Here is a 26,115-nt window from a genome sequence, read left to right as displayed (position 1 = left end):
CGGCGCTGGGCCGACCGCGAAGCACCGGGCCCGGACCGCGGCGGCCCGCGCCTACGGCGTCCCCCGTTCGGCGCGGATCCGCGGGAGCACTCGGGTGCCCGGGAGTTCGACGCCGCGCAGGAAGTCGCGCCGGGCCATGCCGCCGAAGCGCTCCTTGGCCGCGTCCAGGGCGGCGGTCAGGGAAGGCCGGTCCGTGACGTCGGCGGTGAACGCCTTGGCGGTGACGCCCTCGGCGGTGACGCCCTCGGCGCCGAGGCGATCGGCCAGAGCCTGCAGTTTCTCCTGGGTGCGGGCGATGGCCAGGCCCATGCTGGGGCCCGCGCCGACGACGGCGATGGTGGGCATGATCGGATCTCCTCCGTGGCGGTTGGTCGGATACGGGCAGGTCAGGAGCAGTCGACGGCGATCTTGCCCAGGGCCCGCCCGGGAGGAGCTCGTCCACGCGGTCTTCGCCGACCGCATGGACGCCTACGCCGCGGCCGTCACCGTCGCCCTGGACGACCCCGCATCCCGTCCCCGCGATTCCCCTGTGCCGCTCCGACCGGTGTCACGGGGTGCCCATGACGTTTACGAGGCCGAGCCCATGACGCGGTGTCACTGTCGGAAACGGCGGGGTGACAGCAGGCTGAGGGTGTTCTTCCCGGCGGCGACGGCCACCCCCACCACGGGGTGGCGGGCCGCCGGGAGTAGCGGTGACACCGACACTCAGGAGGCTGCACGTGGGACGAAGGTGGAACACAGGTCGGAGTTCGCCGGTGGTGGCGGTGACCCTCCTCGCCGGTTCGCTGGTCGCGGGGACGCCGGCCGCGGCCGACGACCGGGGCGAGGCGCCGGTGACGGGGGTGGAGTGGGGGCCGTGCCCGGCGGACGTCCCCGCCGGGGCGCATGCGTTGGAGTGCGGGACCGTGCCGGTGCCCGTGGACTACGACGATCCGGAGGGCGCCGAGATCGACATCATGGTGTCCCGCCTGGCCAGCACGGTTCCGGGTGAGCGGCGCGGAGTGCTGATGCTCAACCCGGGCGGACCGGGCGGCTCCGGTCTGTCGATGCCGGCGGACCTGGCTTCCCTGGGGGTGCCCGCCAGTGTCCTGAACACCTATGACCTGATCGGCATGGACCCCCGCGGAGTCCACCACTCGGCTCCGGTGAGCTGCGGTTTCACCGCGGACCAGGGGTACTACGGCAACATCCCCCCGTACGCGGTCGACGAGGCGGCGGTCGCCGACCAGGCGGAGGCCTCCGCGGCCGTCGCCGACCAGTGCGCGCAGAACGACGTCGACGGGCTGCTGCCCCACATATCGACGGCGAACACGGCCCGCGACATGGACCGGATCAGGGCCGCGCTCGGCGAGGAGAAGGCCAGCTTCTTCGGGGTGTCCTACGGGTCCGCGCTGGGCGCCGCCTACGCCTCGCTGTTCCCGGAGCGCACCGACCGGATCGTGCTCGACAGCAACGTCGGCGACACCTACATGGGCTACGACGGCATCCGCCGGTTCGCCCTGGGGTTCGAGGAGGCCTTCCCCGACTTCGCCGCGTGGGCGGCGGAGCGGGACGGCAGCTACGGCCTGGGTGACTCGCCGGAACAGGTGGAGGAGACCTACTTCGAGATCGCCGAGCGGCTCGACGAGGAGCCGGTGATCGGCGTCGACGGCGCCTTCTTCCGGTTCGGCACCTTCGTGGGACTGTACGGCGAGGCGAACTACGCCACGACGGCGCAACTGTGGCAGGCCCTGCACGACCACGACGAGACCGCGGTCCGGCGGTACCTGGACGGCGACGGGCCCGCCGATGGCGGCCGGACGGCGGCCGAACTCGTGGCCGCCGACAACGCCTGGTCGTCGTTCCTCGCGGTGACCTGCAACGACTCCGAGTGGTCCGAGGACCTCACCACGTACCGTCAGGGCGTCGCCGAGGACCGGGAGCGGTATCCGATGTACGGCGCCGCCGCCGCCAACGTCATGCCGTGCGCCTACTGGAACCACGAGCCCGCCGAGGCGCCGGTCGAGATCACCGGGGAGGGCCCGAGCAACGTCCTGATCGTGCAGAACCTGCGCGACGCGGCCACGCCGCACACCGCAGGTGTGATGCTGAACGAGAAGTTCGGCCGGCGGTCCCGTCTGGTGAGCGTCGACGGGAACGGACACGGCGTCTACGTCTACGGTGACAACCCCTGCGCGTGGAACGTCACCACGGGCTTCCTCGTCGACGGCGAGTTCCCGGAACAGGACACCTCCTGCGCGGCGTCCGCGCACTCCGGGCCGCACCTCGACAGCGAGGCGGAGCGGTTGCGGGACGAGACCCTGGAGCGGCTCCGCGAGACCGCCTGACGCGGTCGAGGGGCATCCTCACCCGTGAGGGCTGGGGGTGGGAGGAGCGTGCTCCCCCACCCTCAGCCCTCCTCCGCCCGGGTTCTCACCGGGCGGTGTCGGAACGCAGGTGCGGGAAGGTCGCGGCCGTCAGGAACCACCCGCCGCTCTGTTCCACCGTCAGTTCGCCGCCGCTGTCCGCCACCCGCTCCCTGAGGGTGGAGAGCCCGCTGAGCTCGGGAAGGGGCCCTTCCCGGGCGCCGTCGTTGGCGATGGTGATGCCCGCCTTCGCGAGGGTGACCCGCACCTGATCGGCCTGCGCGTGGCGCAGGATGTTGGTGGTCGTCTCCCGCAGGACCTGGCCGAGCATCTCTCCCGCACGCGGGTCGACCTCGGCCTCGGGGTCGACCCGTACGCGGATGCCCGCGGCCTCGAAGAGGTTCTTGGCGTTCTCCAGCTCCGCCGACAGGTTGAGCCGCCGTTGAGCGTAGGCGAGTGCCTTGGTCTGGGTGATGGTGTCGCCGACAAGGGCGTGGATCTCCCGGAGCTCCTCCTCCGCCCGCCCGGTGTCGCTGCGCACCAGCTTCCGGGCGAGCGCGGTCTTCAGCTTCACGACGTGCAGGGTGTGGCCCTGGATGTCGTGCAGGTCGCTGGCGAAGCGCACGCGCTCCCGTGCGACGGCCAGTTCCGCCTCGCGCTCCCGCGCCTCCTCCAGCTCCTTGATGAGACCGGAGACCACGTAGTTGAGGAACACGAGGATGACCCCCACCACGGCGACGCTGGTGGAACCGACGGCGTACTCGAGGAGAACACCGAGAACGTCGCCGGGTGACATCACCAGCCGCACCGCGACCACCGCGACGACGAACGCGCCCAGTGCCAGGGCGGCCGCGCCCCTGCGCGGGCGCGGCAGTTGGAAGACGACGACGGTTCCCACGACGGAGATGCCGAAGGACGCGGACGTGTTGTCCAGCACCAGCACCCCGACGAGCCACACGGCAGCGGTGGCGACCAGGCAGGCGAGCGCGAGGGGGGAGACACGGTCCTCGGACCACCCCCGCGAAGCCAACACGGCGGCCACCACGCCCACCCCCAGGACGACAGCCTGCACCGGGGTCTCGGCATGGTTCGAGATCAGGAGTGCCCCGATGGCGGAGAGCGACGCGAACACGATGTTGAGATTGAGCGTGCGCAGGTGTCCCTGCGTCGCCTCGGTGTGTTCGGACCTCATGTGAGCCCTTCAGGGATCGAACAGCAGAGTCCGCCCCAGTATTCACCCTGCTCCGTAGTGCCACCAGTGACACCACGTCACGCCCGCGGCCGGAGAAACGTCATGGCGAAGCCGTGACGTGGCCACACTGCCGAGGAGGGGCGCCGCCAGCTGGAATGGAGGACATGTCCTCTACACCAGTCATCGACGTCGAAGGCCTCAACGTCAAGTACGGCGACTTCCACGCCGTGAAGGACCTGTCCTTCCAGGTCCGGCGCGGGGAGTTCTACGCCCTGCTCGGCACCAACGGGGCGGGCAAGACCTCGACCCTGGAGACCGTCGAAGGCCACCGCGCCGCCACCTCCGGCACGGTTCGGGTCTTCGGGCAGAACCCGCGAGACCGTCGGGCCGTGCGGCCCCGGACAGGAATCATGCTGCAGGAGAGCGGTTTCTCTCCCGACCTGACGGTGAGGGAGTCGATCCGGCTGATCGGGAGGCTCACCCGGCGCACGGACAGGGTCGAGCGCCTGCTCGACCTCGTCGGCCTCACACACAAGGCCGACACCAGGGTGTCCCAGCTGTCCGGCGGTGAGAAACGGCGGCTGGACTTCGCCACCGCCGTGTACGGGACGCCGGAGCTGATCTTCCTGGACGAGCCCACCACCGGCCTGGACATCCAGTCCCGGGACGACCTGTGGGACGCCGTGGACAGGCTGCGCGAGGGCGGATCCACCGTCGTCCTCACCACGCACTACCTGGAGGAGGCCCAGCAGCGCGCCGACCGCATCGGGCTCATGCACCAGGGCGCCTTCCACCAGGAGGGAACCGTCGCCGAACTCACGGGGACGCTGCCCGCCACGGTCCGCTTCTCCCTCCCGCCCTCCGCGCCGACGCTGCCGCTGCCGGCCACGCGGGAGGGCGACGGGACGTTCCTCATCGAGACCCCCGGCCTGCAACAGGACCTGCGCACACTCCTGAACTGGGCGCAGGACCACGCCGTGGAGTTGCGGGGCCTGCAGGCCGGACCGACGCGGCTCGACGACGTCTTCCGCTCCATCGGCAGCGAGTAGGGCGACGCGCCCTCCGGTCCGCTCCCCACTCCGGCCACCGCGTCCGTTCGACCCCATCACCGCCCTCCCAGGGCCTTCCAGAAAAGAAGCTTCGCCATGCTCGCGATCGCTCGGAGTGAGCTGATCCAGATCTTCCGGAACCGGCTGGTGCTCGTCACCATGCTGGTCATGCCCGCGGCGTCCAGCGCGTTCTACATGTACCTGCACGACCGCATCCCCGGCCTCGACCTCGGTGCCGTCGCCGCGGTGCTGATGTTCCTCGTCGTGGTGATGGGGCTCTACACCACCGCCGTGACCACGCTCGCGTCCCGCCGCCAGAACCTCTTCCTCAAGCGGCTGCGCTCCACGGCGGTGGACGACGCCCGTATCCTCTCCGGGCTGCTGCTCCCGGTCACCGCCATCACACTCGTGCAGGTGGGTGTGGTCCTGACCGTGCTGTCCGTGGTCGCCGACCCGCCGTCCGACCTGTTCCTCCTGGTCGCCGCCGCCCTCGCGACGGTGACCATGATGCTCGGCCTGGCGCTGGCCACGGCCGGGGTGACCAACTCTCCCGAACACGCCCAGGTCACCACGCTACCGATCCTCCTCGGTGTGCTCGCCGTGTCCGGCTGGGTGGGTTTCACCGGTACCGAGGAACTCGCCCTGGTCAAACGGCTGCTCCCCGGAGGCGCGGCCGCGGAACTGGTCGTCAACGCCTGGAACGGCGGCGTTCCGGTCGCCGACTCCCTGTTCCTCCTGGCCCCGACCGTGGCCTGGGTCGTCGTCGCCGTCACCCTGGCCATCCGCGTCTTCCGCTGGGAACCCCGCCGCTGACGACGGGCGACCCGTCCACGGCCGAGGTGAATCCCGAACGCGCGCCCCACGTCCGGAGCCGCCGTGGTCGGCGCCGGTGCCTCCCGGGGCGAGGTCGGCCCGAGCCCGCCGGCGACACAGGGCAGCGGGCAGCGCGCCCGGCAACGGCGAGTCCGCAGACGGCGTTGCTCCTTGGCCGTGCACCCGCCCCCACCCATACTCGAAGCGACAGAGCGAACGCCATGAGTCAAGGGGTGTGTCATGGGTGAACTTCCCACGCAACTGGGGCTACCGGTGATCCTCACCGACGAGATCATCACCATCGAGGACTGGCGTATGGAACTGACCCAGGGCGACCAGGACTAGGGATACACCGCGGGGCTCCCGGGAACTCCGGGCACGCCCGCTCAGGTCGGCCCCCGGGCAACGTGTCGTTGCCCGGGGGCCGTCGTGCATCCAGGGGTGTCATCGTGGATCGGCTGCGCCGGGTGCACTGCTCCGCAGCGCCGGCCAAGGGGCCGGAGGCCTGACCTGGGCCAAGACGTCGGTGCGTCGCGGACCCATCCCCTCGGCCTTCCCGGTCACCGTGAGGCCGGGCGGGCCCTCCGGGCCGCGTCCCGTCGCCTACTCGGGAGCCTCGTGTCGACGGCTCTGATCGACGATCTGCTGCAGTGCGGCGAGATGGTTCTCGATGGCCGCCCGCCCCGTGCCGGTCAGCCGAAGGCTCGTGCGCGGGAACTTGCCCACGTAGCCCTTGTGTACCTCCACGTACTCGTGTGTCTCCAGTTTCGCGACCTGTTTCGACAGAGCCGACTTCGACAGTCCCGCGGTGTCGCGGACGAAGGAGAACTCGGCCCAGTCGCACGAGGCGAGTAACGCGAGGATCTTCAACCGGGTGGGGTCGGCCAGCAACGGATCGAATTCCACGGTCCTACCCGCGGCTTCCGGGCCTGAGCATCCACCACCGCGCGAAGGGCGGGCCGACCAGGGCGAGAACCAGCCCCACCAGCGCACCCGCGATCGGGTAGGTCTCCTCCCACAGGAGTCGCACCGCGGTGTTGAACACGAGGAACAGCACGACCACGCCGAGCATCGTCGTGAACGACAGCGTGCGGGCCCGTCGGCGTGCCGCTCCGGTCAGCCGCGCCCGCTGGCCGGTGAGTCCGCCCCACCGGGGGGACCTGGCGAGCATGGCGGCCACCACGGCCACCACGAGCAGGACCAGCGTGAACAGGTTCGAGAATTCGGGGTCCATCAGCCACACCAGCACCGACGCGGCGAAGACGGCACCGCCTGCCAGGGCCCAACGCGAGCGCTTCTGCACCACCGCCGCGGCTGCCTCGTGCGCCACGGTGTGCGCTTCCTGCAGGTCCCTACTCGCGTCGGACGGGTCGACGTTCGCCATGATTCTCCTCCAAGCACCTAGTTTCCTTAGAGGAAACAGTACGTCCGGAACAGCTACCGCACAACCCCGGAACGTGACTCCGAGCTCGCCCCCGGTCGCACACGACGGCTCTCGTCGCAGGTCGAGGGCGCTCGACCGACACCTCCGAAAAAACTCGAAGACCCGGATCACCCTGCTCTCCCCGGGGAGGATCGCGTGGGCCGAGGCCGCGGGTGGCACCCCGGATCCCGGGGCCGATCGCCCGGGGAACCCGCACGGGCGCGGCCGAGGGGTGCCGGGCCCGGACGGCAGTTCCGGGCCCGCCTCGACTCCGAGGCCCCGCGTGAGAGCCCCCGCAACGATGGTCGCGGGGACTGCGACGCGCTCCGAGCAGTCAGCCCGGAGGACCGGCACGGGAAGCCCCTCCCCCGTACGGGGCGAGGCGAGCGGCGCGTTGGGGGTCAGCGGCAGCTTCTGCAGCCGGTCCCAGCTCCGGGGGACCAGGCCAGCGGGTAGGGCGGAGCGCAGAAACGACTCCAGCTCCGCGGCCTCGACCTCGGCACCGGGCGCGTAGTGCGCGGTCAGGACCGGCGGCCGTCCCTTCTCATGCCCGAGCGTGACCGCGCAGAGCTTCACCGAGCCGTGCCTGCTGAACACCGCCTCGATCTCGTCGAGCTCCATACGCGCACCCGCGACCTTCACCTGGCGGCCCACACGGCCCAGCTAGTGGACTCCGTCGCCGTCGATCCGCCCCAGGTCCCCGGTGCGGTACAGGCGGCCCGTCGGGGAGTCCGGGTCGAACGCGTCGCGGAAGAACGCGGTGAGGGTCGCGTCGCGGTCGCCGAGGTATCCCAGTCCCACCGGGACTCCGCCGACGAAGAGCTCGCCGACCTGGCCGGGCCCTGCGGCGGACCAGGTGTCCTCCTCGGCGTCGTGGGCGAGGCAGTAGAGCTTCGCGTTGCCGATGGGGCGGCCCACGGGAAGGCGCGCCCTGACCGTGTCCTGCGGCGGCTTGATCATTTCCCATCGACAATCCGCCACACCCCGATGATGGGCATGGGATCTATCCGGTTCCGGGTCTGACGGAGTGCAGCGCGCAAAGACAGGTCGCGGTCAGCAGCAGGGCCGTGCTGCCGATGAGAGCGGCCTGCAGTCCCAGGAGAGCGAGCAGGCCGCTGATCGCGATGACACCGAGCGAACTCGCCGTACGCAGGAAGGCGAACATCTCCGCCCGGCGGCCCGGTGGAGCGAGTTCATCGAGGACCAGCGAGTAGAACGTCCCCAGAAACGGCAGGCAGAAGCCCATCACCGCTGCGCCCGCGAGGGTCAGGGCGATGTGTCCTCCAGCGAGGACCATCCCGGATCCCGCCGTGCTCGCCACGAGAAAGGAAACGACCTTCCAGGGTTCCGGCATGCGGTTGCGGAGGCTGACCCAGACGCCGCCGATGATCGAGCCGACGCACAGGACCGACGCGAACAGGAACGCCCAGCCCGGTTCGAGCCCGAAGGCGAGTGCGAACGACACGGCGCCGACTTCGACGGCCGCGACCGCACCACCGCCCGCTGCGGCACAGAACAGCCAGATGAGCACCTCGCCGGGGACGCGCCGCCGCGTGCGGGGAGCCTCGCGGGCCTGTATCCCCCGGGCTTGCGGGATCCGGGGCATCAGAAGCATCGGCCCGACCCCGAGCGCGGTGATCACGGCCATCGCCCAGACCGGGGAGGCCGCACCGAGCAAGGACGCGAGGACGGGGGACAGCGCGAAGGTGATCTCGTTCAGCGTCGCGGCAACGCCGAGCGCTCGGGGCAGCCGCCCCGGCTCGACCAGGTAGTTGAGGAGAAGCCTCTGGTAGCCGTAGGCGGCTCCGTTGACGGCGCCCGCGGCAACGACCGCGACGACGAGGTAGGCGAACGGAGCACCCGCCGCCACCAGCACGGTGGCCGCGGCGAGAGCGATCGTTCGAACGGCGATGAGCGCGCGCAGGTAGTGCACGCCATTGAACCGTCTGCCCAGCCGCGACACGGGGACGGCGCCGAGAACCTGTGCCATGGTCATGGCGAAGACCATCGCGGCGCCGGACTCGACCGAGCCCGTGAGCGGAAGGGCCACCAGGCCGAAGAGGATGGGCGCAGCAGCCTGGGGAACTCCGAAAGTGCCGTAACCGGCCTGCCAACGTAGGATGCTCAGTCGGGGCCGCGGCGCACCTGTCTCCTGCAGCGGGGGGATCGCCTGCGTCCGGGTCATCAGAGCCTCTTACCTTCACGTACGTTCGCGGCGGGGCCGTCGGCCCGATGGCCGAACGAGGGACAATGGGCATTATAGTGCCCACCCGGAGCCCGTGTCGGGGCACCTGACCGAGGAGCGCATGACCGAGCAGATTCGACCAGAGGTTGTCGTCCTCCTGGGCAACCGCATCCGTTCAGACCGACAGACCTCGGGTTTGAGCGTGGTGAAGCTCGCCGAGCTCAGTGGCGTCAGCCGGCGGATGCTCACGCAGATCGAACTGGGCCAGGCGAACCCGAGCGTCGCGACGGTCGACAAGATCGCTTCCGCGCTGGGCACGACGTTCTCAGCGCTTGTCGGTGTGCTCGAAGACCGCTCGCCGGACGGGGTCCAGGTGTGGTCGACCCCGGGCGGGAGCTGGGCCTACCTGCTGAAGGCGGTCGAGACGAGCGAGATGTCCGTCGAGCTGTGGAAGTGGCGCCTGGTCGGGGACGATCGGTACCACGCTTCTCCCTCGCCGGGCGCGCCCGACTCGATGGCGCACGTGCTCCAGGGTCAACTCCGCGTCCGTTCGGGCTCATCGGACCTGCGGGTCGGCGCAGGGGAATCGGCCCGACTCGCGAGCACCCCGGAGCACACGTTCGAGGCAGGCGCCGACAGCACCGACTTCCTCTGGGTGGTGACGGTCCCCCGCACCCTGGGCTAGGTGTACTGACCTGAGAGGTTGGTGACGCGAGCGGCTTCCAGGCCATCTCTCGCAAGACGATTAGCGCAGTTCAGCCCGGGTTTGGCTGTCCAAGCACAGTCGGTGCGGCGAGAGGCAGCCCGGGGGACGCGAGCCCGGAATGATCCGCGGAACGCGGCCTAGAGGCGCCGTCCCGCGAACGCCGCTCCCCGCCGGCCGAACGACAAGAAGGCCCTGACCGCCGGTCAGGGCCTTCTCCGCGTTCGTCCCGGGGCCGTTCCACCCCGCAGGAGGTGTGCACCCGAACCCGCCCGGCGACGAGCCGGTCCCTGGCCGGCACCGACGCGGTACTCCCGCACGCGGCCGCCCGGGACCGGTACCGCCGTCACGCGGGAAGCGCTCCGGCCGCGGCCCTCGGAACCACCGGAGCGGTGGGGCGCGTAAGAGAAGTTGAGACCGCTACCCGGCCATTCAGGAGGGATCCGGAGTTGCACCGGTACCGAACGCCGCACGGCCCGACGCGTACCCGCTCGGCTTCCGACACCGAGACCGCTTCCCGCCGGTTCGCCGCGCACCGGCCGGTCCGGGCCTCCTGCACCGCAGCCCGTACCACCGCGCGCCTCGTCCCGCGGGGCGGCCCCGACGAGTGGCGCGGAGCCGCGGAAAAGGCCTCACGCGACCCGCACCCCGCCTGACCAGAACCCTGTACCCATGGAGATTTTCGTGCCCCTGTCCCGCGCCACCGTGCTGTTCGTAGCGACCGGGCTACTGACCGCGGTAGGAGCCGTGCCCGCCTTCGCCGATTCCCACCCCCCGTCCGACGAACTCGACTGGAGCCTGTGCGCCGATATCGCCCGGGGCTGGGACCCGGAGGACGACGTCACCGAGTGCACGACCGTGAGCGTCCCCCTCGATCATGACGAACCCGACGGGCGCACCATCGACATCGCCGTCAACCGGGTCCCCGCGACCGAGGAGAGCCGCTTCCCGATCCTGCTGAACCCCGGAGGGCCGGGCCACCAGGGCGTGACCATGCCACGACACATCCTCGAGAGCAGGGCCGCGGACCTGGGGCGGCACCACGACCTCGTCGGCTTCGATGCCCGTGGCGTCGGCTACAGCGAAGGGGTCGACTGCGAATACGACTGGTCCGAGCCCGACCCCGGTCTGAGAGGTGAGGAACTCGACCGCTACATCACCGAGCGGGACACACAGAGCACCCTCGACTGCTACGACCGCGATCCGCAACTCGCCGCGTCGATGACGACCGAGAACGTGGCACGGGACATGGATGTCGTCCGCGAGGCGCTGGGCGTGGAGAGGATCGGCTTCTTCGGGGTGTCCTGGGGGAGCCTGCTCGGCGCCACCTACCGGTCCATGTACGACGACCGGGTCGAGGCCATGCTCCTGGAGTCGGTCGCCAGCCCGGATTTCAACGTCTCGCTTCTGGACGAGGGCCAGGTCACCGCGGCCAACGCCACCTTCCACCGGTTCACCGACTGGATGAGCGTCCACGACGCCGTCTACGGACTCGGGAAGGACTCCGAGCAGTTGCGCGAATCCGTACTGGACCTGCAGCGGGAACTGGCCCGCAACCCCCGGACCGGGCCTGACGGCAGGATCGTGGACCACGACAGTGTGACCGCGCTCCTGGCGACGCCGGAGCGCGAATGGCCCGCCAACGCCGAGGCGCTCACCGTCCTGATGGACGGCGGCGTGCCCGGTCTGGAGGCACAGGCGCACAACCCCGTGGGTACCGGTTGGGACGCCGAGACCATGGGAGCCAACTATTTCGCGCTGGTCGCGATGCAGTGCAACGACTCCGACAGCCCGCGCGACTTCGAGACGGTGTGGCAGAACAAGGTGGAGCGGTCCGAGCGCTTCCCCGCCATGGGAACCATGGGCCTCAGCGAAACGACGTGCGTCGGTTGGCCGCTCGAGGGCGCATCGCCCGCTCTCACCGCCGGTGACAGCCCGCTGCAGCTGGTCGCCCACACCCATGAGGTCATCACCCCGCACTGGTGGGCCCGTGAGATGCAGGACGTGGTCGGTGGCGAGCTCATGAGCGTGGAGGACGACGGGCACGGAACCCTGAAGGACCTGGACTGCGCGGAGGCCGCGGTCGCCTTCTTCGACACCGGGCGGACGACGACCGAGACGTGCCCGGGGCCTGCGTTGCCCGACCCCTCCGCATGAGGCGAACGCGTCCGGGCCCGGACGAGGCCCTGACCGCGTACCGAAGGGTCTGCTCGGCATGAGCGGGCGCCGTCCCGCACCGGCCCGGTGCGGGACGGCGCCCGGACGCTCAGACGAGGTCGAGGACGGCCTTGCCGTGGAGCCGCCGCTCCGACAGGAGCGCGACCGCCTCAGCGGCCCGGTCCCACCCCCCGCGCCAGGAGATCCGCGGGGCGAGCTCGCCGTCGGCCACCCGTGCGGCGAGCCACGTGAGGTCGGTGGCCAGCCCGGGGGATGCGGGGAGGAAGAACGTCACGAGCGAGCGGTCGTGACGACCGCCGTCGCCGAACAGCGCACCGTGGGGAAAGGACTCCCCCTGCGACGACGCGTGCCCCACGGCCACCAGGGTGCCGTGCTGCGCCAGGCGGTCGTAAGCCTCCACCAGGTGGCTCCCGCCGACCAGTTCCACGACCCCGTCCACGAACTCGGCGACCTCCGCGGGCGCGGCGACGACCTCGTGCGCGCCCAGGACACGGAGCTCGTCGCCGTGGCGTACGGGGTCCCCCGTGGACGCGATCACGTGGGCGCCGCCCCGCCGGGCGAGCTGGACGGCGTACCGGCCGACGCCGCCGGTGGCCCCGGTGACCAGAACGCGCCTGGCCAGGATCGGCCCGATGCGGTGCAGGGCTCGCAGGGCGCTGGCGCCCGCGACGGGAATGGTACTGATGGCCCCGAGATCGGCCCCCTCCGGCACGGCGCCGATGAGGTCGGTGTCCACGGCGCGCAGTTCGGCCCACGCGCCGTCGGCCGCGAGGGTCACCACGGAGGCGCCTTCGGGGGGACCCGAGCCGTCGGCCGCCGCCCGCTCCACAGTCCCGGCCGCGTCCCAGCCGGGGACCGCCCCCTCCGGGGCGTCCGCGAGGCCCGAGACCTCGCCGAAGTTGAGGGAAGTCGCCGTCACGCGGACCAGCGCCTGGTGCGGTCCGGGCCGGGGGGCGGGGGCCGCACCGAGGCGCAGCCCGCCGGGCGCCGAGTGGTCCACCAGGAGTGCGCGCATGGGAGTTCCGCCTTTCGCGGGGTGGTCAGGATCGCGACCGTTATAATGCTGGTCATAGGCATAAGCTGTCAACCAGCATTCACCTATGGCAGGCATGTTAGGATGAGCGCCATGTCGACCGCTCCGCCCTCCCCGACCCGGCCCCGCCAGGGCACGTCCCTGCGCGAACGCAAGAAGCTCCGCACCCGCCAGAGGCTGGTCGCCACGGCCCTGGACCTGTTCACCGAACGCGGCTTCGACGGGGCGACGCTCCACGACCTGTGCGAGGCGGTGGAGGTCTCCGAGCGCACGTTCTTCCGGAACTTCGCGGGCAAGGAGGACGTGGTTCTGACCCCCAGCCGCGACCTGTGGTCGGCCTGCCTCGAGGAACTGGAGACCCGTTCCCCCGACGACGCCTCGCTGATGGAGTTCCTCCAGGGGGCGCTGCTGGCCGCCCTGGACCGCATGGGCGACGACGGGTGGACACGGCAGCTCCTGATCAGCCAGCGACTCACGGAGCAGACGCCCTCGATGGTCGCCCACGTCCGCCACTTCTGCGACGGAGCGAGCCGGACCGCCCTGGGCATCCTGCACCGACGGCTGAAGCTGTCCGCCCCGGACGATCTGGCGACCCGGTTGGCCCTCGACCTGCTGGTCGCCTCGTTCAACCGGTCGCTGGACGACTGGGGCGCGCGACCGGGAACGCCCGCGCTCGCCGACCTCAAGGGACACCTGCGCACGGCCTTCGCGGTCCTTCCGGGTCTCCACACGCTCACCGTCGCCGCGCGGCCGGGCGAGGAGGCGGAGCGGACGGCGTAGGTCGCTGTTCCTGCCCCCTCCCGGGCTCGCGTCCACCGGGCCGCCTCTCGCCGCGGCTCCCACGGCGTATCGCCCCTACCCGGCAGTGGACTCCCGCCGCGGCCGACCGAGGAGCTGACGCCCCGCGAGCGGGAGGTGCTGGTGGCCAGGGGCAGCAGCAACGCCCGGATCACCGGGGACCTGGGCATCATCCACGGCACGGCCAAGGTCCACGCGGCCCGGATCCTGGCCGAGCTGGGGCGGAGAGCCGGATACAGGCGGCCGTCCACGCCTACCGCCACGCCTGTCCGCCGCGGCGGACAGCTGGGCACGCCACCAGTGCGTGGCCCATGACCGGCTCAGCCGGGTCGACGGTGCGCTCCCCGCCTTCGCGCAGGACATGAGCCCGGTCAGGGCCCGGGGCCGCCGGGGCGCGCGGGCCGGGGCGGCACCCGTGGCCCCCGGCTATGGTGCTCCGGTCGGACCTCCGGTGGAGGCCCACGAACCCAGCGGCCGGTCGGCCACCGGTTCGTCGGTCTCCTCGACGCGGCAGATCCTCAGGCCGCGGTCCTGGTAGTTGGCCAGGGCGGCAGGACCGTCGAGAGTGCACGTGTGCACCCACACGCGGGTCACGTCGGCGAGGTCGAACCTCTCGGGAAGCGACCACGCCGCCCGGATGCCGTGTTCCAGCAGCCGCCCTCCCAGCCCGCGGCCGATGGCCTGCTCGGCCAGGCCGAAGTAGCGGATCTCCACGTGGGTCCCCTCCTCCTGCCGGGTGGGCTGGAGGTGCAGGTACCCCAGGGGCAGGCCGCCGCCGTACAGGATCCAGAACTCCGTGCCCCGGACCGCCAGTTCCTCGACCCACCGCTCGCGCGACCAGCCCAAGCGTTCGGTCCAGTGCCACGGTCCGCCGACCAGGCCGTAGAGGAACCGGGCGTACTCGGGTGAGACGGCGGGGGCGCGGTCCAGGCGTACATCGTCGGGGAACGCGCGTGGGGCTTCCTCCGGGGCGCTCAGCATGTCGAGAGTGGTGGTGGTGACCTTCATCGGTGTTCCTTCCCAGGGATTGCGGCCGGTGGTGGGGCCCGCTTCTTCGTGCCCGGTCGCTCAACCCGGGTCTGCCTGCCCCTGGATCAGGGGCGTGAGTCCGTCGAGCAGGTGCCGCATGCCGAGGTCGAAGACCCCGCGCACGTCGGGTGGCCCCGAGATGCTGAACGTGAGCGGATACAGGCCCTGTTCGGCGATCCGGAGGAACTCCGGGCCCTTGGTCCTCCACCAGTGTTCGGAGTCCATCCCGTACTCGTACTCCTCCACCACCGCCTGGGTGGCCTGCAGGGCCATGCCGGAGGTGTAGGCGGACACCAGGATGAGGATCCTCATGGCCTCGTCGGGTGAGCGCCCCTGGGCGGTGATCACCCTCATCATCCACTCGGCGTTCGCCATGAGCTGGGGGGACTGCACCGCCCCGGCCAACATGGTCAGCCGCAAGGCCCAGGGGTGCCTGCGGTAGATGCCCCACTCCGTCCGCAACGCGAGCTCCAGGGCTTCACGCCAGTCCCCGGGCGGCGGCTCCGGCAGGGCGTGCTCGGTGTAGACCTGGTCGATCATCGCCGTCACCAGCGCGTTCTTGCTCGCGACGTGACGGTACAGGGCCATGGTGCTCACCCTCAGCCGGGTGGCGACCCTGCGCATGGACAGCCCGTCGATTCCCTCACTGTCGGCGATGGTGATCGCGACCCCGACGACGGCCTCCCGGGTGAGGGCCGGCTCGCCGGCGGGGCGGTGCTCCGCACCCGCCGCCACCCGAGGGGGCTCCTGCCGTTCCCGCGGCCGAACCGGCTGCGCAGCCGGTTCGGCCGTGCCCCGCACGAGGGTGCCCACCCCGCGCACAGCCTCGACCAGACCCTCCTGGCGCAGGGCCGCGAGCGCCTTGGTGGCGGTGGCCATGGCCACCCCCCACTCGCGCATGATCTCCCTGGTCGAGGGCACCCGCTCCCCCGGGTTCAGCTCACCGGCGTCGATACGCGCCCGGATATCGGCGACCACCCGGGCGTAGGGCGGCAGCTCCCGTTTCGCATCCGCGGACATTGACGGCGCTCCTCTCGGTCCTGCTCGATTGATCCGAAGTGTACTAGTGCGCCTTGCGGGTGTATACCGCCTCGTCGAGGCCCTTGACGCGGGCCACGCACCCTTCGACACCTAGTGCACTAGTGCATAACACGGCAATATCCTTGAATTTTAGGGGTTTGCTGGAACTCCCCATCTGTGTGTACATTGTACGCCAGGTGCACCACCCCAAAGCGTCCACCCCGGCGTATACACCGTCTCGTCGCGTTCTCAGCCCTCCTGGAGACCTCATGTCCCACACCACCACCCGCGGGCCCAGCCCCCACGCACCGGCCGGCCCCCTGCCGACCGGCCGCCGTTCCCTGGCCCCGGACCTGGCCCGCGGCGTCATGCTCCTGCTCATCGCACTGGCCCACACGCACCTGTTCACCGAGTTCCTCGCCGGCCCGGCCAACACCCCCACCACCGCCGACCAGATCACCACCGCGTTCACGGTCGTGTTCGTGGACCTGCGCTCCTATCCCCTGTTCGCGGCCCTGTTCGGCTACGGCGTCGCCCAGATTTACCGCCGCCGCAGCGAGCAGGCCCACCCCTGGCCCCGCACCCGCGGCCTGCTGCGTCGGCGCGGCCTGTGGATGATCGCCTTCGGCCTGGTGCACACGATGCTGCTCTTCCCCGCGGACATCCTGGCCGTCTACGGCCTGGTGACACTGCTCCTCGTCGGGGTACTGCGCCTGAGCGACCGGACCCTGGTGATCCTGGCCGCGGCCTGGCTGCCCCTCGCCATGGCCACCCACTCCCTGGTCGCCGCCACGACCGGCCGGGACATGCCGCTGCTGCCCGACGGGGTCGCCGACGAATTCCTCTTCCGCGTGTCCCTGTTCGCGGTCCTGTCCGTGCTGATGTTCGTCAGCACCCTCGTGCCGTTCCTCATCGGCGTCCTGGCCGCCCGCTACCGCATCCTGGAGCAGCCCCAGGAGCACCTGCGGCTGCTGCGCCGGACCGCGGCCGTCGGCATCCCCGTGGCCGTACTGGGCGGCCTCCCCCTGGCCCTGGACAAGGCGGGGGTGTGGACCGACGCCACCGCCGGCGACATGATGATCACCAGCGCCCTGCACCAGGTGAGCGGCTACGCGGGCGGACTGGGCTACGCCGCGCTCATCGCCCTGATCGCGGTCCGCTGCAGCGTCCGCCCCGGACCGGTCACCAACGCCCTGTCCGCGCTCGGCCAGCGCTCCATGACCTTCTACCTGGCCCAGTCGGTGGCCTGGGCGGCGCTGTTCTCCTCCTACACGCTCAACCTGCCCATGACCTCGCCGTTCGTGGGCGTGGGCGTCGCGGTGGCCGTATGGCTGACCACGGTCCTGCTCGCCGACCTCATGCGCCGCCGGGGTGTGCGCGGACCGGCCGAGGTGGCACTGCGCCACCTCACCTACAGGAGCGAACCGGCCACCACCGACAGCAGTCGCGGGTAGGCGACAGGCAGGCCGAGTGCACCGGGAACCGAAGGCGGGCCCGAGCGACCGGGCAGGAGTGGCGGGGCCCCGGCAACGCGTGGTTGCCGGGGCCCCGCCATGCCCTAAGAGCTCATCTCATGTGGCGGGTCCGCGGTAGCAGCTCAGCGTGCAGGCGACGCCGGCGAAGGCCAGGAAGTGGTCGGCCGGTAGCGGCGGTGTAGGCGGCGACATCCGGCCGGCCAGGCCATGGTGCGCTCGACCTGCCACCGGTGCCTGCCCAGCCGCTGCGAGGACTCCACCCCCCCGGCGGGCCGGACGGTGCAGATCCCCCGTCCGCGGAGCCAGAGGCGCAGGTGGGCGTAGTCGTAGCCTTTGTCGCCGTGCAGCTTGGCCGGTTTGTGCCGCCGGGGCCCGCGGCGGGAGCGGATCGGAGGGATCCCCTCCACCAGTGGCTGCAACGCTCGGCTGTCGTGGGTGTTGTCCCCCGAGATCGCCATGGACGGGGGCAAACCCTGTCGGTCGGTGATCAGGTGGATCTTCGACCCCTTCTTGCCCCGGTCGACAGGATTGGGACCCGTCAGGTCCCCCCTTTGAGGGCCCGCATCTTCACCGAGTCGATCGCGCACCGGGTTCGGGCAGGGTCGGCACGCAGCCTCGGCCTCCGGCGTACTCGTCTTCTCGATCGTTGACCCGTCTGCCGAAGGCTTCACCCGTGCGCCGGACGAGAGGACCTCCGCTACCGCTCCGGTGCTTTCCTCAGCTTTCGCGCAGATTCCCCGCCGAGTCCTCGAAGCACCGCCCCGGGAGGCCGGAGGCACGCGCGGCGGGACGACGCGGAACGCGGGCCCGGGGGCACCGCCCCGGGCGCCGGCTCCGCGCGTCCCCGCGCGATCAGCCCTCCTGCGCGGCGATCAGGCTCGCCGGACGCAGGTCGGTCCACTCGCGCTCCACGTACTCCAGCGCCTCGGCCCGGGAGGTCTCGCCCTGGGCCACCCGCCACCCCCGGGGCACCTCAGCGAAGGCGGGCCACAGGGAGTGCTGTCCCTCGTCGTTGACCAGCACCAGGAAACGGCCGTCCTCGTCGTCGAAGGGGTTGCTCACGTCGGTCTCTCTCCTTTGTCGTCGTGGGTCTCGCGCGCCGTTCGCGCGACACCGTCAGCGCGCGCGGCGGTCCCGTGCGCGTCCGCGTCCGGCCTCGCGCACGAGTGCGCGCAACCGCTCGGCGTACTCGTCGGCCAGGGCCCGGACCGTCTCGGTCCGGTGCCGGTGGGCCGAGTAGGTCCAGGAGAGCTCCAGTCGCTCCCCGACCACGGCGCCGGTCACGTCGAACAGGCTGGTGCGCTCCTCGTCCGGGGCGTGGTCGCACAACGGCAGGGGCAGCGAACGACCCACCGGCCCCTCACCCCGGTCGCCGAAGCGCCCCAGGTAGTTGAAGGTCACCGGCGGCTCGGGCATCGCGGCCAGTGCCGCGGGGACCCGCCCCCCGGCCTGCTCCCGGAGCGCCCCGAAGCCGATCCCGTCCGGGGCGGCCCGACGCAGCCCGCGCGCGACGGCGATCGCCCCGGCGGTGTCGGCGTCCGCGGGGACCTCCAACAGCACCGGGTGGATCGCGGTGAACCAGCCCACCGTGCGGGACAGGTCCACGTCGTCGAACAGGTCCTCGCGCCCGTGCCCCTCCTTGGCCACCAGCAGGCGGGGGGAGCCGCTCCAGCCGGTCAGCACCTTCGCCAGCGTGCCGAGCAGGACGTCGTCGATGCTGCTGCGCAGGCTGCCGGGCACCCGGCGCAGCAGGACCGCGGTCTCCTCGGCCGACAGGGAGGCCGTGAGGACCCGCTGCGAGGCCACATCGTTGGGTCCGGAGTCCGACTCCACGGGAAGGCGCGCGTCCGCGGCCCGGGCCGCCAGGTCGGACCAGTGCTCGGCGTCCCCGTCGAAGGCCCCCTGGGCGGTGTGCTCACCGAGACGGCGGGCCCACTCCGGGAACGGCGTGGTGGGCGCGCCCAGGTCCACCTTCTCGCCCCGGTCCAGCTGTCCGTAGGCGGTGGCCAGGTCCTCCAGCAGCACCCGCCAGGACACGGCGTCGACCACCAGGTGGTGCGCCGACAGCAGCATCCGCGGGGCCCGGCCGGGACCGGCGTCGAACACCACGGCCTCGAACAGCGGTCCCCGTGCGAACCGTTCGGCGTGGCGTGCGCGCAGCGCCTCGCGCTCCACCGCCCGCTCCAGCTCCTCGCCGTCCACCCGCACCACCCGGGCCCGGTGGGGCGTGTCGGCGTCCAGGCGCCCGCGCGGGCCGTCCCCGGTCTCGACGACCCTCAGGCGCAGCATGTCGTGGTGGGCGGGCAGGCTGTCGGCGGCCCGCGCCCACAGGTCGGGGTCCGTGCCCTCGGCGACCTCGAACAGCAGCGACATGTCGAAGTGCTCGGGGCGGCGGGTGCGGGTGCGGAAGAACCAGCGGTCCACGGGTGTGGGCGGGACGGGGCCGGTGACCGGGGCCCGCACGACGGTTCCGCCGGTGGTTCCTCCCCGGTCGGCCGCGGCGGCCAGGTCCGCGACCGTCTGGTGCAGGAAGGCGTCGCGGGTGGTGACGTTCCACCCCGCCTCGCGCACGCGCGAGACCATCTGGATGCTCAGGATCGAGTCGCCGCCCAGGGCGAAGAAGTTGTCGAGGCGGCCCACGTCCGCCACGTGCAGCAGCTCCGACCAGATCCGCGCCAGCGCCGCTTCGGTGGCGCCGCGCGGCGCCGTGTCCTCCCGCGCCGGCTCGCCGGACTCGTCCGGTTCGGGCAGCGCCGCCCGGTCCACCTTGCCGTTGGCGTTGAGGGGGATGGCCCGCAGGGTCACCACGGCCCCCGGGACCATGTAGTCGGGCAGGGTCTCGCGCAATCGCTCACGCACGTCCAGCAGGTCCGACCTCCCCTCCTCGCGGGGAACCACGTAGGCGACCAGGCCGCGCGCCCCCGAGGCGGCGCGCCGGACCTGGACGGTGGCCTGCTGCACGTCGGGCAGGCGCAGCAGCGCGGCCTCCACCTCGCCCGGCTCGATGCGGAACCCGCGCAGTTTGACCTGGGAGTCGGCGCGGCCGACGTACTCCAGCTCCCCGGGGTTGTTCCAGCGGACCAGGTCGCCGGTGCGGTAGAGCCGTCCGCCCTCGCCGAGGGGGTCGGCCACGTACCGTTCGGCGGTCAGGGCCGGGCGCCCTTGGTAGCCGCGCGTGACCCGCCCGCCCACGTACAGCTCGCCGATCGCGCCCACCGGCACCGGCCGCAGCCGCTCGTCCAACACGTGCAACCGCGTGCCGTCCAGGGGGCGGCCGATCGGCACCGGGTCGGGGGTGGCGCCCTCGCGGGGCAGCGCGTGGTGGGCGGCGAAGGTGGTGGTCTCGGTGGGCCCGTACCCGTTGGCCACCGTCGTGTCCGGGCAGGCGCGCCGCACCAGTTCCACCGCGTGCGGGCTCGCCGCCTCGCCTCCGGTGACGACCTGCTCCATCCCGGCGAAGCAGGACGGGTCCTGGGCGGCGTAGAGGTTGAACAGCGCCGCGGTGACGAAGGTGGCGCTGACCCCGTGCCCGGAGACCAGCTCGGCGAAGCCGTCCGCGTCCAGTCGGCCCGGCGGGGCCACCACGACGGTGCCGCCGGTCAACAGGGCCGCCCAGATCTCGTAGGTGGCGGCGTCGAAGGCGTGCGAGGAGTGGAAGAGCGTGCGCCGGGCGTGCCCGCCCGACCAGCGCCGGTCCGCCGCCAGGCGCACCACGTCGGTGTGGGTCACCGCCACGCCCTTGGGCGTCCCGGTGGAGCCCGAGGTGTACATGACGTAGGCGAGCTGGTCGGGGTGGGCCCGGTCCAGCCCCTCGGCGGGGGCGCCGGTGGCCGGCACGGCGTCGAGGGCGTCGATCGACACCGCCGGGACCGCGGAGGGCGCCCGGGAGGCGCTTGCCGCGTCGGTGACCACGCACGGGGCCCCGGTGCCGGAGACCAGGAGGCGGACGCGTTCGGCGGGGTCGTCGGGGTGCACGGGGACGTAGGCGCCCCCGGCGCGCAGCACGGCGAGCATCGCGGTGACCACGTGCGGACCCCGCTCCAGGAGCAGTGGCACGGGGGTCTCGGGTCCCACCCCCAGCGAGCGCAGCCATCCGGCCAGGGCCGCCGAGGCCCGGTCGAGTTCGGCGTAGGTCATCGTCGCGCCGGGTCCCGCCAGGGCGGGCGCGTCGGGCCGGGCGCGCGCCAGCTCGCCGAACACCGCGGGCACCGACGCCGGCGTGCGCCCGGGGGCGCCCGTGCTCCAGGAGCGCAGGGCCTCGGCCTCGTCCGGCGCGGGTGCGGGGGCCAGCTCCCGCACGGGTGCCTGCGGGGCGCGGGAGATCAGGTCCAGGGTGGCGGCCAGGTGGTGGGCGATCCGGTCGGCCGTGCGGGCGTCGAACAGGTCGGTGTCGTACTCCACCGCGCCCAGCAGCCGCCCGTCCTCCTCGGCGAACTCCACCGTCAGGTCGAACTGGGTGTGCCGGTGGGCGACGGCGTGGGGCCGTGCGTCGAGGCCGTCCACCTTCCAGGGGGCGCCCGGTGTGTTCCGCAGCGTGACCAGGGCCTGGACCAGGGTGGGCCGGGAGGGGTCGCGCTCCTGCCCGGTCGCGTCCACGACGGCGTCGAAGGGCGCCTCGCCGTGCTCGAACGCGGCCAGGACGGTCTCGCGCACGTCGGCCAGCAACGCGGAGGCGGACGCGTCGGGGTCCACCCGCAGGCGCAGGGCCACGGTGTCGACGAAGAACCCCACCACGTTCTCCAGGTCGGCGCCGTCGCGTCCGGAGGTCACCGTGCCCATCACCACGTCGTGCCGGCCGCTGTGGCGCGCGAGCGTCAGCGCGGTGGCCGCGACCAGCACCATGAACAGCGTCAGGCCGTGTCCGGACTCCAGTTCGCGCACGCGCTCGCGCACCCGCGCGGAGACCTCGAAGGAGCGCGCGGCGCCGCGGCCGCGCCGTTGGGCGGGCCGGGGCCGGTCGGTGGGCAGCTCCAGGGGCTCGACCCCGGCCAGGTGGTCGCGCCAGTACCGCAGGTGCTCCTCGAAGGCCCCCGAGCGCGCCCGTTCCTCCTGCCACACGGCCACGTCGGTGGAGCGCAGGAGCACCGGCTCCAGACCCGCGCCCCCGGGCAGCTCCCCGGCCGGGGCGTCGGGCCGTGCCCGGGCGGCCCGGTAGAGCTCTCCCAGCTCCCCGACGAGCACCGACATGGACCAGGCGTCGGTGACGATGTGGTGCATGGTGATCGCCAGGACGTCGTCGTCCTCGTCCACGCGCACCAGCATCGCCCGGGTCAGGGGGCCGCGGGCCAGGTCGAAGGGCCGGGAGGCGAACTCCTCCAGCAGCGCGTCCAGCCGTTCCTCGCGCTCGCCCCCGGGGGCGCCGCCCAGGTCGACCGTGGCCAGGGGCAGGCCGGAGGCGTCGAGCACGACCTGGTGGGGCGCGCCGTCCCGGGAGGGGAAGACCGTGCGCAGCGCCTCGTGGCGCGCGGCCAGGGCGTCCAGGGCGCGCTCCAGCGCCGGGACATCCAACGCGCCGAACAGGCGCAGCGCACCGCCGGAGTTGTACCCGGCCCCTCCCGGCGAGTACTGGTCCAGGAACCACATCCGGCGCTGCGCGGCGGACAGGGGCGCCGGGCCCCCGTGCTCCACGCGCACGGGCGCGGAGCGGCGCTCGCCGGGGCGCTCGTAGAGCTCGGCCAGCGCGGCGACGGTCGGCCGCTCGAACAGCGCGCGCAGCGGGGGGCGGGCGCCGAGCCGCTCGGCGGCGCGGGCGAGCATGCGCACCCCGCTGACGGAGTCGCCGCCCACGCGGAAGAAGTCGTCGTGCACGCCGACGCGCTCCAGGCCGAGCAGGGAGCACCACACCGCGGCCAGCTCCCGCTCCGCGGCGGTGCGCGGGGCGGTGTACCCGCTCTCGGAGCGCCCGGTCCAGTCCACGGCGGGCAGCGCGCGCCGGTCGGTCTTGCCGTTGGCGGTCATCGGGACGGCGTCCAGGACGACGAAGGCCGCCGGGACCAGGTAGGCGGGCAGCGACCGGGCGGCCCGCTCCAGGTCCCCGGGGGTCGTGGCGCACCCGGGGGCGGGGACGGCGTAGGCGACCAGGCGGCGCGAGGAGCCGGTGCCGTCGACCACCACCACGGCCCGTTCCACCTCGGGGAGGCGGGTGAGCACGTGTTCGACCTCGCCCGGTTCGACGCGGTGGCCGCGGATCTTGACCTGGTCGTCGGTGCGGCCCAGGAACTCCAGCCGTCCGCCGCGGCGCACGACCAGGTCGCCGGAACGGTACATGCGCCCGCCCTCGGCGTCGGGGTCGGGGTCGGCGACGAAGCGTTCCGCGGTGGTGCCGGGCAGCCCGAGGTAACCGTGGGCCAGGCCGTCGCCGCTGATGTAGAGCTCGCCGGGGATGCCGTCGGGCACCGGGCGCAGCCACCGGTCCAGGACGCGGACACGGGTGCCCGCCACCGGTTCGCCCAGGTCGGGGGCTCCCGCTCCCGAGAGCGGGTCGCTGATGGTGGTGCACACGGTGGACTCGGTGGGCCCGTAGCCGTTGTACACGGCCCGGTCGTCGCAGAAGCGGGCGATCTGCTCGCCGGGGCAGGCCTCACCCGCCACGAGCAGGTGTTCCACCGGTCCCAGTTCTTCGGGGGACAGACCGGGCAGGAGCGCCGGGGGCAGCGTGACGTGGGTGACGCGGTGCTCGCGCAGGGCGCGGGTCAGCCCCTCCCCCATCAGGGAGGGGCGCGGCAGGAGTACTGCCGCGGCGCCGTTGAGCAGTGCCACCGTCATCTCGGCGATGGCGGCGTCGAAGCTGGGGGAGGCGAACTGGAGCACCCGGCAACCGGGGCCCACGTGCATGCGCTCGCCCTGGGTGGCGGCCAGGGCGGCCAGGCCCCGGTGCGCCACCAGCACGCCCTTGGGCCTCCCGGTGGAGCCGGAGGTGTGGATGAGGTAGGCGGGGTCCTCGGGGTGCAGCGCCTCGCGCAGCGGCTCCGCCCGGGCCACGTCGGGGTCCGCCGCGTCCAGCGACGAGAGGCCCGCGGGCAGCCGGGAGGCGGAGGCGGCGTCGACGATGACGGCGCGTGGCGCGGCGTCCTCCAGGACGGTGGCCAACCGCTCGGCCGGGTACTCCGGGTCCAGGGGAACGTAGACCGCTCCCGCGTACACCACGCCCAGCAGCGCCTCGCCCAGGGCCGTGCCCCGCTCCACGCACACCCCGACGCGGTCGCCCCGCCGCACGCCCAGCTCCCGCAGGCGGCGGGCCGTGCGCGCGGCCCGGTCGTCGGCCTCGGCGAAGGAGACGGTGCGGTCCGCGCCGACCAGCGCGGGGTCCGCGGGACGCAGTCGGGCCTGCTCCGCGAACAGGTCGGGCAGGGGCCGCGGACGCGAACCGGGCGCCTCGGTCAGAGCGCGGTCCGGTTCCCGGGTCCGCCCGGGGCCCGTCAGGGGCAGGGCCCGCAGGGGGCGGGGGTCCTCGGCGTCCTCCAGCACCCGCGCCAGGTCCGCGACCAGGCGCTCCACGGTGGCGCGGTCGAACAAGGCGGTGTCGAACTCGGCCGACCCCGCGACGCCGTCGGGGCCGGGGCGGAACTCCAGGGTCAGGTCGAAGACCGACTGGCCGCGCCGCACCTGCACCGGTTCCGCCTCCAGGTCGCCCAGGCCCGCCTCGCCGGAGGTCCGGGCGCTCTGGAAGACCACCGCGGCCTGCACCAGCGGGGGCACCGCGGGGTCGCGTTCGGTCAGGACGGCGTCCACGACCGTGTCGAAGGGGACCTCGCCGTGGTCGAGGTCGGTGAGGAACCCGGCACGCGTGCGGTCGAGCAGTTGCGCGAAGGACAGCTCCTCGTCCACCTGTTGGCGCACAGCCAGGGTGTTGACGAAGAAGCCCGTCATCCGGTGCAGCCGCCGGTCCTCGCGCCCGGAGGTGACGGTGCCCAGCACCACGTCGGGGTTGCGGCTCCAGCGGGCCGCGGTCACCTGGGCCGCGGTCAGCAGCACCGTGGTCAGGTGGGCGCCGCGTCCGGAGGCCAGGCGTTCCAGTCGTTCCACCAGCGGAGCGGGCAGGGAGAAGGGCAGGGTGTCGCCCGCGCCGTCGCGCACGGCCGGCCGCGGCCGGTCGGTGGGCAGCTCCAGCACGGGAGGGTCGGCGAGTCTGCGGCGCCAGTGGTCCAGCGAGCGGGCCATGGCGGCCCCGTCCAGGCGCGAGCGCTGCCAGGCGGCGTAGTCGGCGTACTGGGCGGGCAGCGGGTCCAGGTCGGCGGCCAGGGCGTCCGGGGTGCGGCCGGGGTCGGCGGTGGCGGCGCGGTAGAGGGTGTCCAGCTCGCCGCGCAGCAGGTCCAGGGACCAGCCGTCGGTGACGATGTGGTGCAGGCACAGCACCAGGACGTGGCTTCCGGGTCCCTCCACCAGGAGCCGGCTCCGCAGCAGGGGGCCGCGCTCCAGGTCGAAGGGCAGGGCGTACTCCTGGGCCGCCCTCTCGGCGGACTCCTCGCGTCCCCCGGCCGCGGTCCGGGGGAGGTCCACCTCGTAGGGGGCGCCGACGACCTGCGTCCCCTCGCCGTCCACCTCGGTGAAGGTGGTGCGCAGGGACTCGTGCCGGTGCACGAGCGCGGTCAGGGAGCGTCGCAGCGCCCCGGCGTCCAGGTCCCCGGTCAGCCGCAGGACCAGGGCGGAGTTGTAGTCGGTGCGCCCCGGCCGCATCTGGTCCAGGACCCAGAGCCGTTGCTGGGCGAAGGACAGCGCGACCGGGCGGTCGCGGGGGACGCGGGGGATGTCCTGGCCGCCCCCGCCGCGCTCGCGCAGGCGGCGCAGGACCTCCTCGCGGGCCCTGGCCCGGTCGAGCTCGGAAGTGTGGTCAACGGGGGCGTCGCTCATGGTCGCTGTGTCGGTCCTCGTG

19 protein-coding genes and 1 pseudogene are annotated in these 26,115 nt (G+C 72.7%); 8 read left to right on the top strand and 12 right to left on the bottom strand.

Annotated features, from left to right (window positions below):
• Positions 1-51: 51 nt before the first annotated feature.
• On the bottom strand, positions 52-345 hold the full coding sequence (locus Q8791_RS10430) for a hypothetical protein (RefSeq protein WP_330091431.1): 294 nt from the start codon (positions 343-345) through the stop codon (positions 52-54).
• A gap of 410 nt (positions 346-755) precedes the next feature.
• Between Q8791_RS10430 and Q8791_RS10425 the strand changes: the two genes are divergently transcribed.
• Positions 756-2,327: an alpha/beta hydrolase gene (locus Q8791_RS10425; protein WP_330091430.1), complete on the top strand. Its 1,572-nt coding sequence runs from the start codon at positions 756-758 to the stop codon at positions 2,325-2,327.
• Between the two features lie 85 nt (positions 2,328-2,412).
• Here the strand turns inward: Q8791_RS10425 and Q8791_RS10420 are convergent, their stop codons facing one another.
• Entirely contained in the window at positions 2,413-3,537 is a 1,125-nt protein-coding gene (locus tag Q8791_RS10420; RefSeq protein ID WP_330091429.1) for a sensor histidine kinase, read from the bottom strand.
• Positions 3,538-3,701: 164 nt separating this feature from the next.
• Here Q8791_RS10420 and Q8791_RS10415 point away from each other — a divergent pair, with 164 nt between their 5' ends.
• Positions 3,702-4,586, top strand: coding sequence for an ABC transporter ATP-binding protein (locus Q8791_RS10415; protein WP_330091428.1), 885 nt, complete (start codon positions 3,702-3,704; stop codon positions 4,584-4,586).
• A gap of 96 nt (positions 4,587-4,682) precedes the next feature.
• The gene (locus Q8791_RS10410; protein WP_330091427.1) at positions 4,683-5,399 is read left to right on the top strand and encodes an ABC transporter permease; all 717 of its coding nucleotides are present in this window, start codon (positions 4,683-4,685) and stop codon (positions 5,397-5,399) included.
• A 603-nt stretch (positions 5,400-6,002) separates the two neighbouring features.
• Here Q8791_RS10410 and Q8791_RS10405 read toward each other — a convergent pair.
• The 4 genes from Q8791_RS10405 to Q8791_RS10390 form a co-directional block, all read right to left on the bottom strand.
• Positions 6,003-6,305 carry a winged helix-turn-helix domain-containing protein gene (locus Q8791_RS10405; protein WP_330091426.1) on the bottom strand — a complete coding sequence of 101 codons (303 nt, stop codon included), beginning with the start codon at positions 6,303-6,305 and terminating at the stop codon, positions 6,003-6,005.
• Between the two features lie 4 nt (positions 6,306-6,309).
• On the bottom strand, positions 6,310-6,783 hold the full coding sequence (locus Q8791_RS10400; RefSeq protein WP_330091425.1) for a hypothetical protein: 474 nt from the start codon (positions 6,781-6,783) through the stop codon (positions 6,310-6,312).
• Positions 6,784-7,485: 702 nt separating this feature from the next.
• Positions 7,486-7,782 (bottom strand): acyl-CoA synthetase family protein, encoded by a 297-nt coding sequence (locus Q8791_RS10395; RefSeq protein ID WP_330091424.1) that lies wholly within the window; start codon positions 7,780-7,782, stop codon positions 7,486-7,488.
• Between the two features lie 43 nt (positions 7,783-7,825).
• Positions 7,826-8,872 (bottom strand): MFS transporter, encoded by a 1,047-nt coding sequence (locus Q8791_RS10390; protein ID WP_330091423.1) that lies wholly within the window; start codon positions 8,870-8,872, stop codon positions 7,826-7,828.
• Positions 8,873-9,128: 256 nt separating this feature from the next.
• Here Q8791_RS10390 and Q8791_RS10385 point away from each other — a divergent pair, with 256 nt between their 5' ends.
• Positions 9,129-9,692, top strand: a complete 564-nt coding sequence (locus Q8791_RS10385) for an XRE family transcriptional regulator (RefSeq protein WP_330091422.1) — start codon at positions 9,129-9,131, stop codon at positions 9,690-9,692.
• A 690-nt stretch (positions 9,693-10,382) separates the two neighbouring features.
• Entirely contained in the window at positions 10,383-11,867 is a 1,485-nt protein-coding gene (locus tag Q8791_RS10380) for an alpha/beta fold hydrolase (RefSeq protein WP_330091421.1), read from the top strand.
• Between the two features lie 109 nt (positions 11,868-11,976).
• Here Q8791_RS10380 and Q8791_RS10375 read toward each other — a convergent pair whose 3' ends face one another.
• On the bottom strand, positions 11,977-12,903 hold the full coding sequence (locus Q8791_RS10375; protein WP_330091420.1) for a zinc-binding dehydrogenase: 927 nt from the start codon (positions 12,901-12,903) through the stop codon (positions 11,977-11,979).
• A gap of 111 nt (positions 12,904-13,014) precedes the next feature.
• On the opposite strand from Q8791_RS10375, the gene Q8791_RS10370 reads away from it, so the two are divergent.
• Positions 13,015-13,701 (top strand): TetR/AcrR family transcriptional regulator, encoded by a 687-nt coding sequence (locus Q8791_RS10370; RefSeq protein WP_330091419.1) that lies wholly within the window; start codon positions 13,015-13,017, stop codon positions 13,699-13,701.
• A 135-nt stretch (positions 13,702-13,836) separates the two neighbouring features.
• The gene (locus Q8791_RS10365; RefSeq protein ID WP_330091418.1) at positions 13,837-14,034 is read left to right on the top strand and encodes a hypothetical protein; all 198 of its coding nucleotides are present in this window, start codon (positions 13,837-13,839) and stop codon (positions 14,032-14,034) included.
• A gap of 111 nt (positions 14,035-14,145) precedes the next feature.
• Here the strand turns inward: Q8791_RS10365 and Q8791_RS10360 are convergent, their stop codons facing one another.
• Together Q8791_RS10360 and Q8791_RS10355 are read right to left on the bottom strand one after the other, a co-directional pair.
• On the bottom strand, positions 14,146-14,727 hold the full coding sequence (locus Q8791_RS10360; protein WP_330091417.1) for a GNAT family N-acetyltransferase: 582 nt from the start codon (positions 14,725-14,727) through the stop codon (positions 14,146-14,148).
• 60 nt (positions 14,728-14,787) lie between these two features.
• Positions 14,788-15,768, bottom strand: a complete 981-nt coding sequence (locus Q8791_RS10355) for a GntR family transcriptional regulator (protein ID WP_330091416.1) — start codon at positions 15,766-15,768, stop codon at positions 14,788-14,790.
• Between the two features lie 269 nt (positions 15,769-16,037).
• Here Q8791_RS10355 and Q8791_RS10350 point away from each other — a divergent pair, with 269 nt between their 5' ends.
• Positions 16,038-17,222, top strand: coding sequence for a DUF418 domain-containing protein (locus tag Q8791_RS10350; protein ID WP_330091415.1), 1,185 nt, complete (start codon positions 16,038-16,040; stop codon positions 17,220-17,222).
• Between the two features lie 117 nt (positions 17,223-17,339).
• Here Q8791_RS10350 and Q8791_RS10345 read toward each other — a convergent pair.
• From Q8791_RS10345 to Q8791_RS10335, 3 genes and pseudogenes are all read right to left on the bottom strand, one after another.
• Positions 17,340-17,835, bottom strand: a pseudogene (locus Q8791_RS10345) (IS5 family transposase); the annotation flags it as partial.
• Between the two features lie 260 nt (positions 17,836-18,095).
• Positions 18,096-18,305, bottom strand: coding sequence for an MbtH family protein (locus Q8791_RS10340; RefSeq protein ID WP_267949778.1), 210 nt, complete (start codon positions 18,303-18,305; stop codon positions 18,096-18,098).
• 54 nt (positions 18,306-18,359) lie between these two features.
• Positions 18,360-26,093, bottom strand: coding sequence for an amino acid adenylation domain-containing protein (locus tag Q8791_RS10335; protein WP_330091414.1), 7,734 nt, complete (start codon positions 26,091-26,093; stop codon positions 18,360-18,362).
• Positions 26,094-26,115: the final 22 nt, after the last annotated feature.

The sequence above is a fragment of the Nocardiopsis codii genome (genome assembly GCF_036327455.1).
Classification (GTDB): domain Bacteria; phylum Actinomycetota; class Actinomycetes; order Streptosporangiales; family Streptosporangiaceae; genus Nocardiopsis; species Nocardiopsis codii.
The sequence above is the reverse complement of the archived record's forward strand: the minus strand, read 5'-3'. Positions and strand labels throughout refer to the sequence as shown.

What these genes read in the sequence shown, in the direction of transcription:
- Q8791_RS10430 (WP_330091431.1), bottom strand. Translation starts at nt 345, where the DNA reads ATGCCCACCATCGCCGTCGTCGGCGCGGGCCCCAGCATGGGCCTGGCC.
- Q8791_RS10420 (WP_330091429.1), bottom strand. Translation starts at nt 3,537, where the DNA reads ATGAGGTCCGAACACACCGAGGCGACGCAGGGACACCTGCGCACGCTC.
- Q8791_RS10415 (WP_330091428.1), top strand. Translation starts at nt 3,702, where the DNA reads ATGTCCTCTACACCAGTCATCGACGTCGAAGGCCTCAACGTCAAGTAC.
- Q8791_RS10410 (WP_330091427.1), top strand. Translation starts at nt 4,683, where the DNA reads ATGCTCGCGATCGCTCGGAGTGAGCTGATCCAGATCTTCCGGAACCGG.
- Q8791_RS10400 (WP_330091425.1), bottom strand. Translation starts at nt 6,783, where the DNA reads ATGGCGAACGTCGACCCGTCCGACGCGAGTAGGGACCTGCAGGAAGCG.
- Q8791_RS10395 (WP_330091424.1), bottom strand. Translation starts at nt 7,782, where the DNA reads ATGATCAAGCCGCCGCAGGACACGGTCAGGGCGCGCCTTCCCGTGGGC.
- Q8791_RS10385 (WP_330091422.1), top strand. Translation starts at nt 9,129, where the DNA reads ATGACCGAGCAGATTCGACCAGAGGTTGTCGTCCTCCTGGGCAACCGC.
- Q8791_RS10380 (WP_330091421.1), top strand. Translation starts at nt 10,383, where the DNA reads ATGGAGATTTTCGTGCCCCTGTCCCGCGCCACCGTGCTGTTCGTAGCG.
- Q8791_RS10375 (WP_330091420.1), bottom strand. Translation starts at nt 12,903, where the DNA reads ATGCGCGCACTCCTGGTGGACCACTCGGCGCCCGGCGGGCTGCGCCTC.
- Q8791_RS10370 (WP_330091419.1), top strand. Translation starts at nt 13,015, where the DNA reads ATGTCGACCGCTCCGCCCTCCCCGACCCGGCCCCGCCAGGGCACGTCC.
- Q8791_RS10360 (WP_330091417.1), bottom strand. Translation starts at nt 14,727, where the DNA reads ATGAAGGTCACCACCACCACTCTCGACATGCTGAGCGCCCCGGAGGAA.
- Q8791_RS10355 (WP_330091416.1), bottom strand. Translation starts at nt 15,768, where the DNA reads ATGTCCGCGGATGCGAAACGGGAGCTGCCGCCCTACGCCCGGGTGGTC.
- Q8791_RS10350 (WP_330091415.1), top strand. Translation starts at nt 16,038, where the DNA reads ATGTCCCACACCACCACCCGCGGGCCCAGCCCCCACGCACCGGCCGGC.
- Q8791_RS10335 (WP_330091414.1), bottom strand. Translation starts at nt 26,093, where the DNA reads ATGAGCGACGCCCCCGTTGACCACACTTCCGAGCTCGACCGGGCCAGG.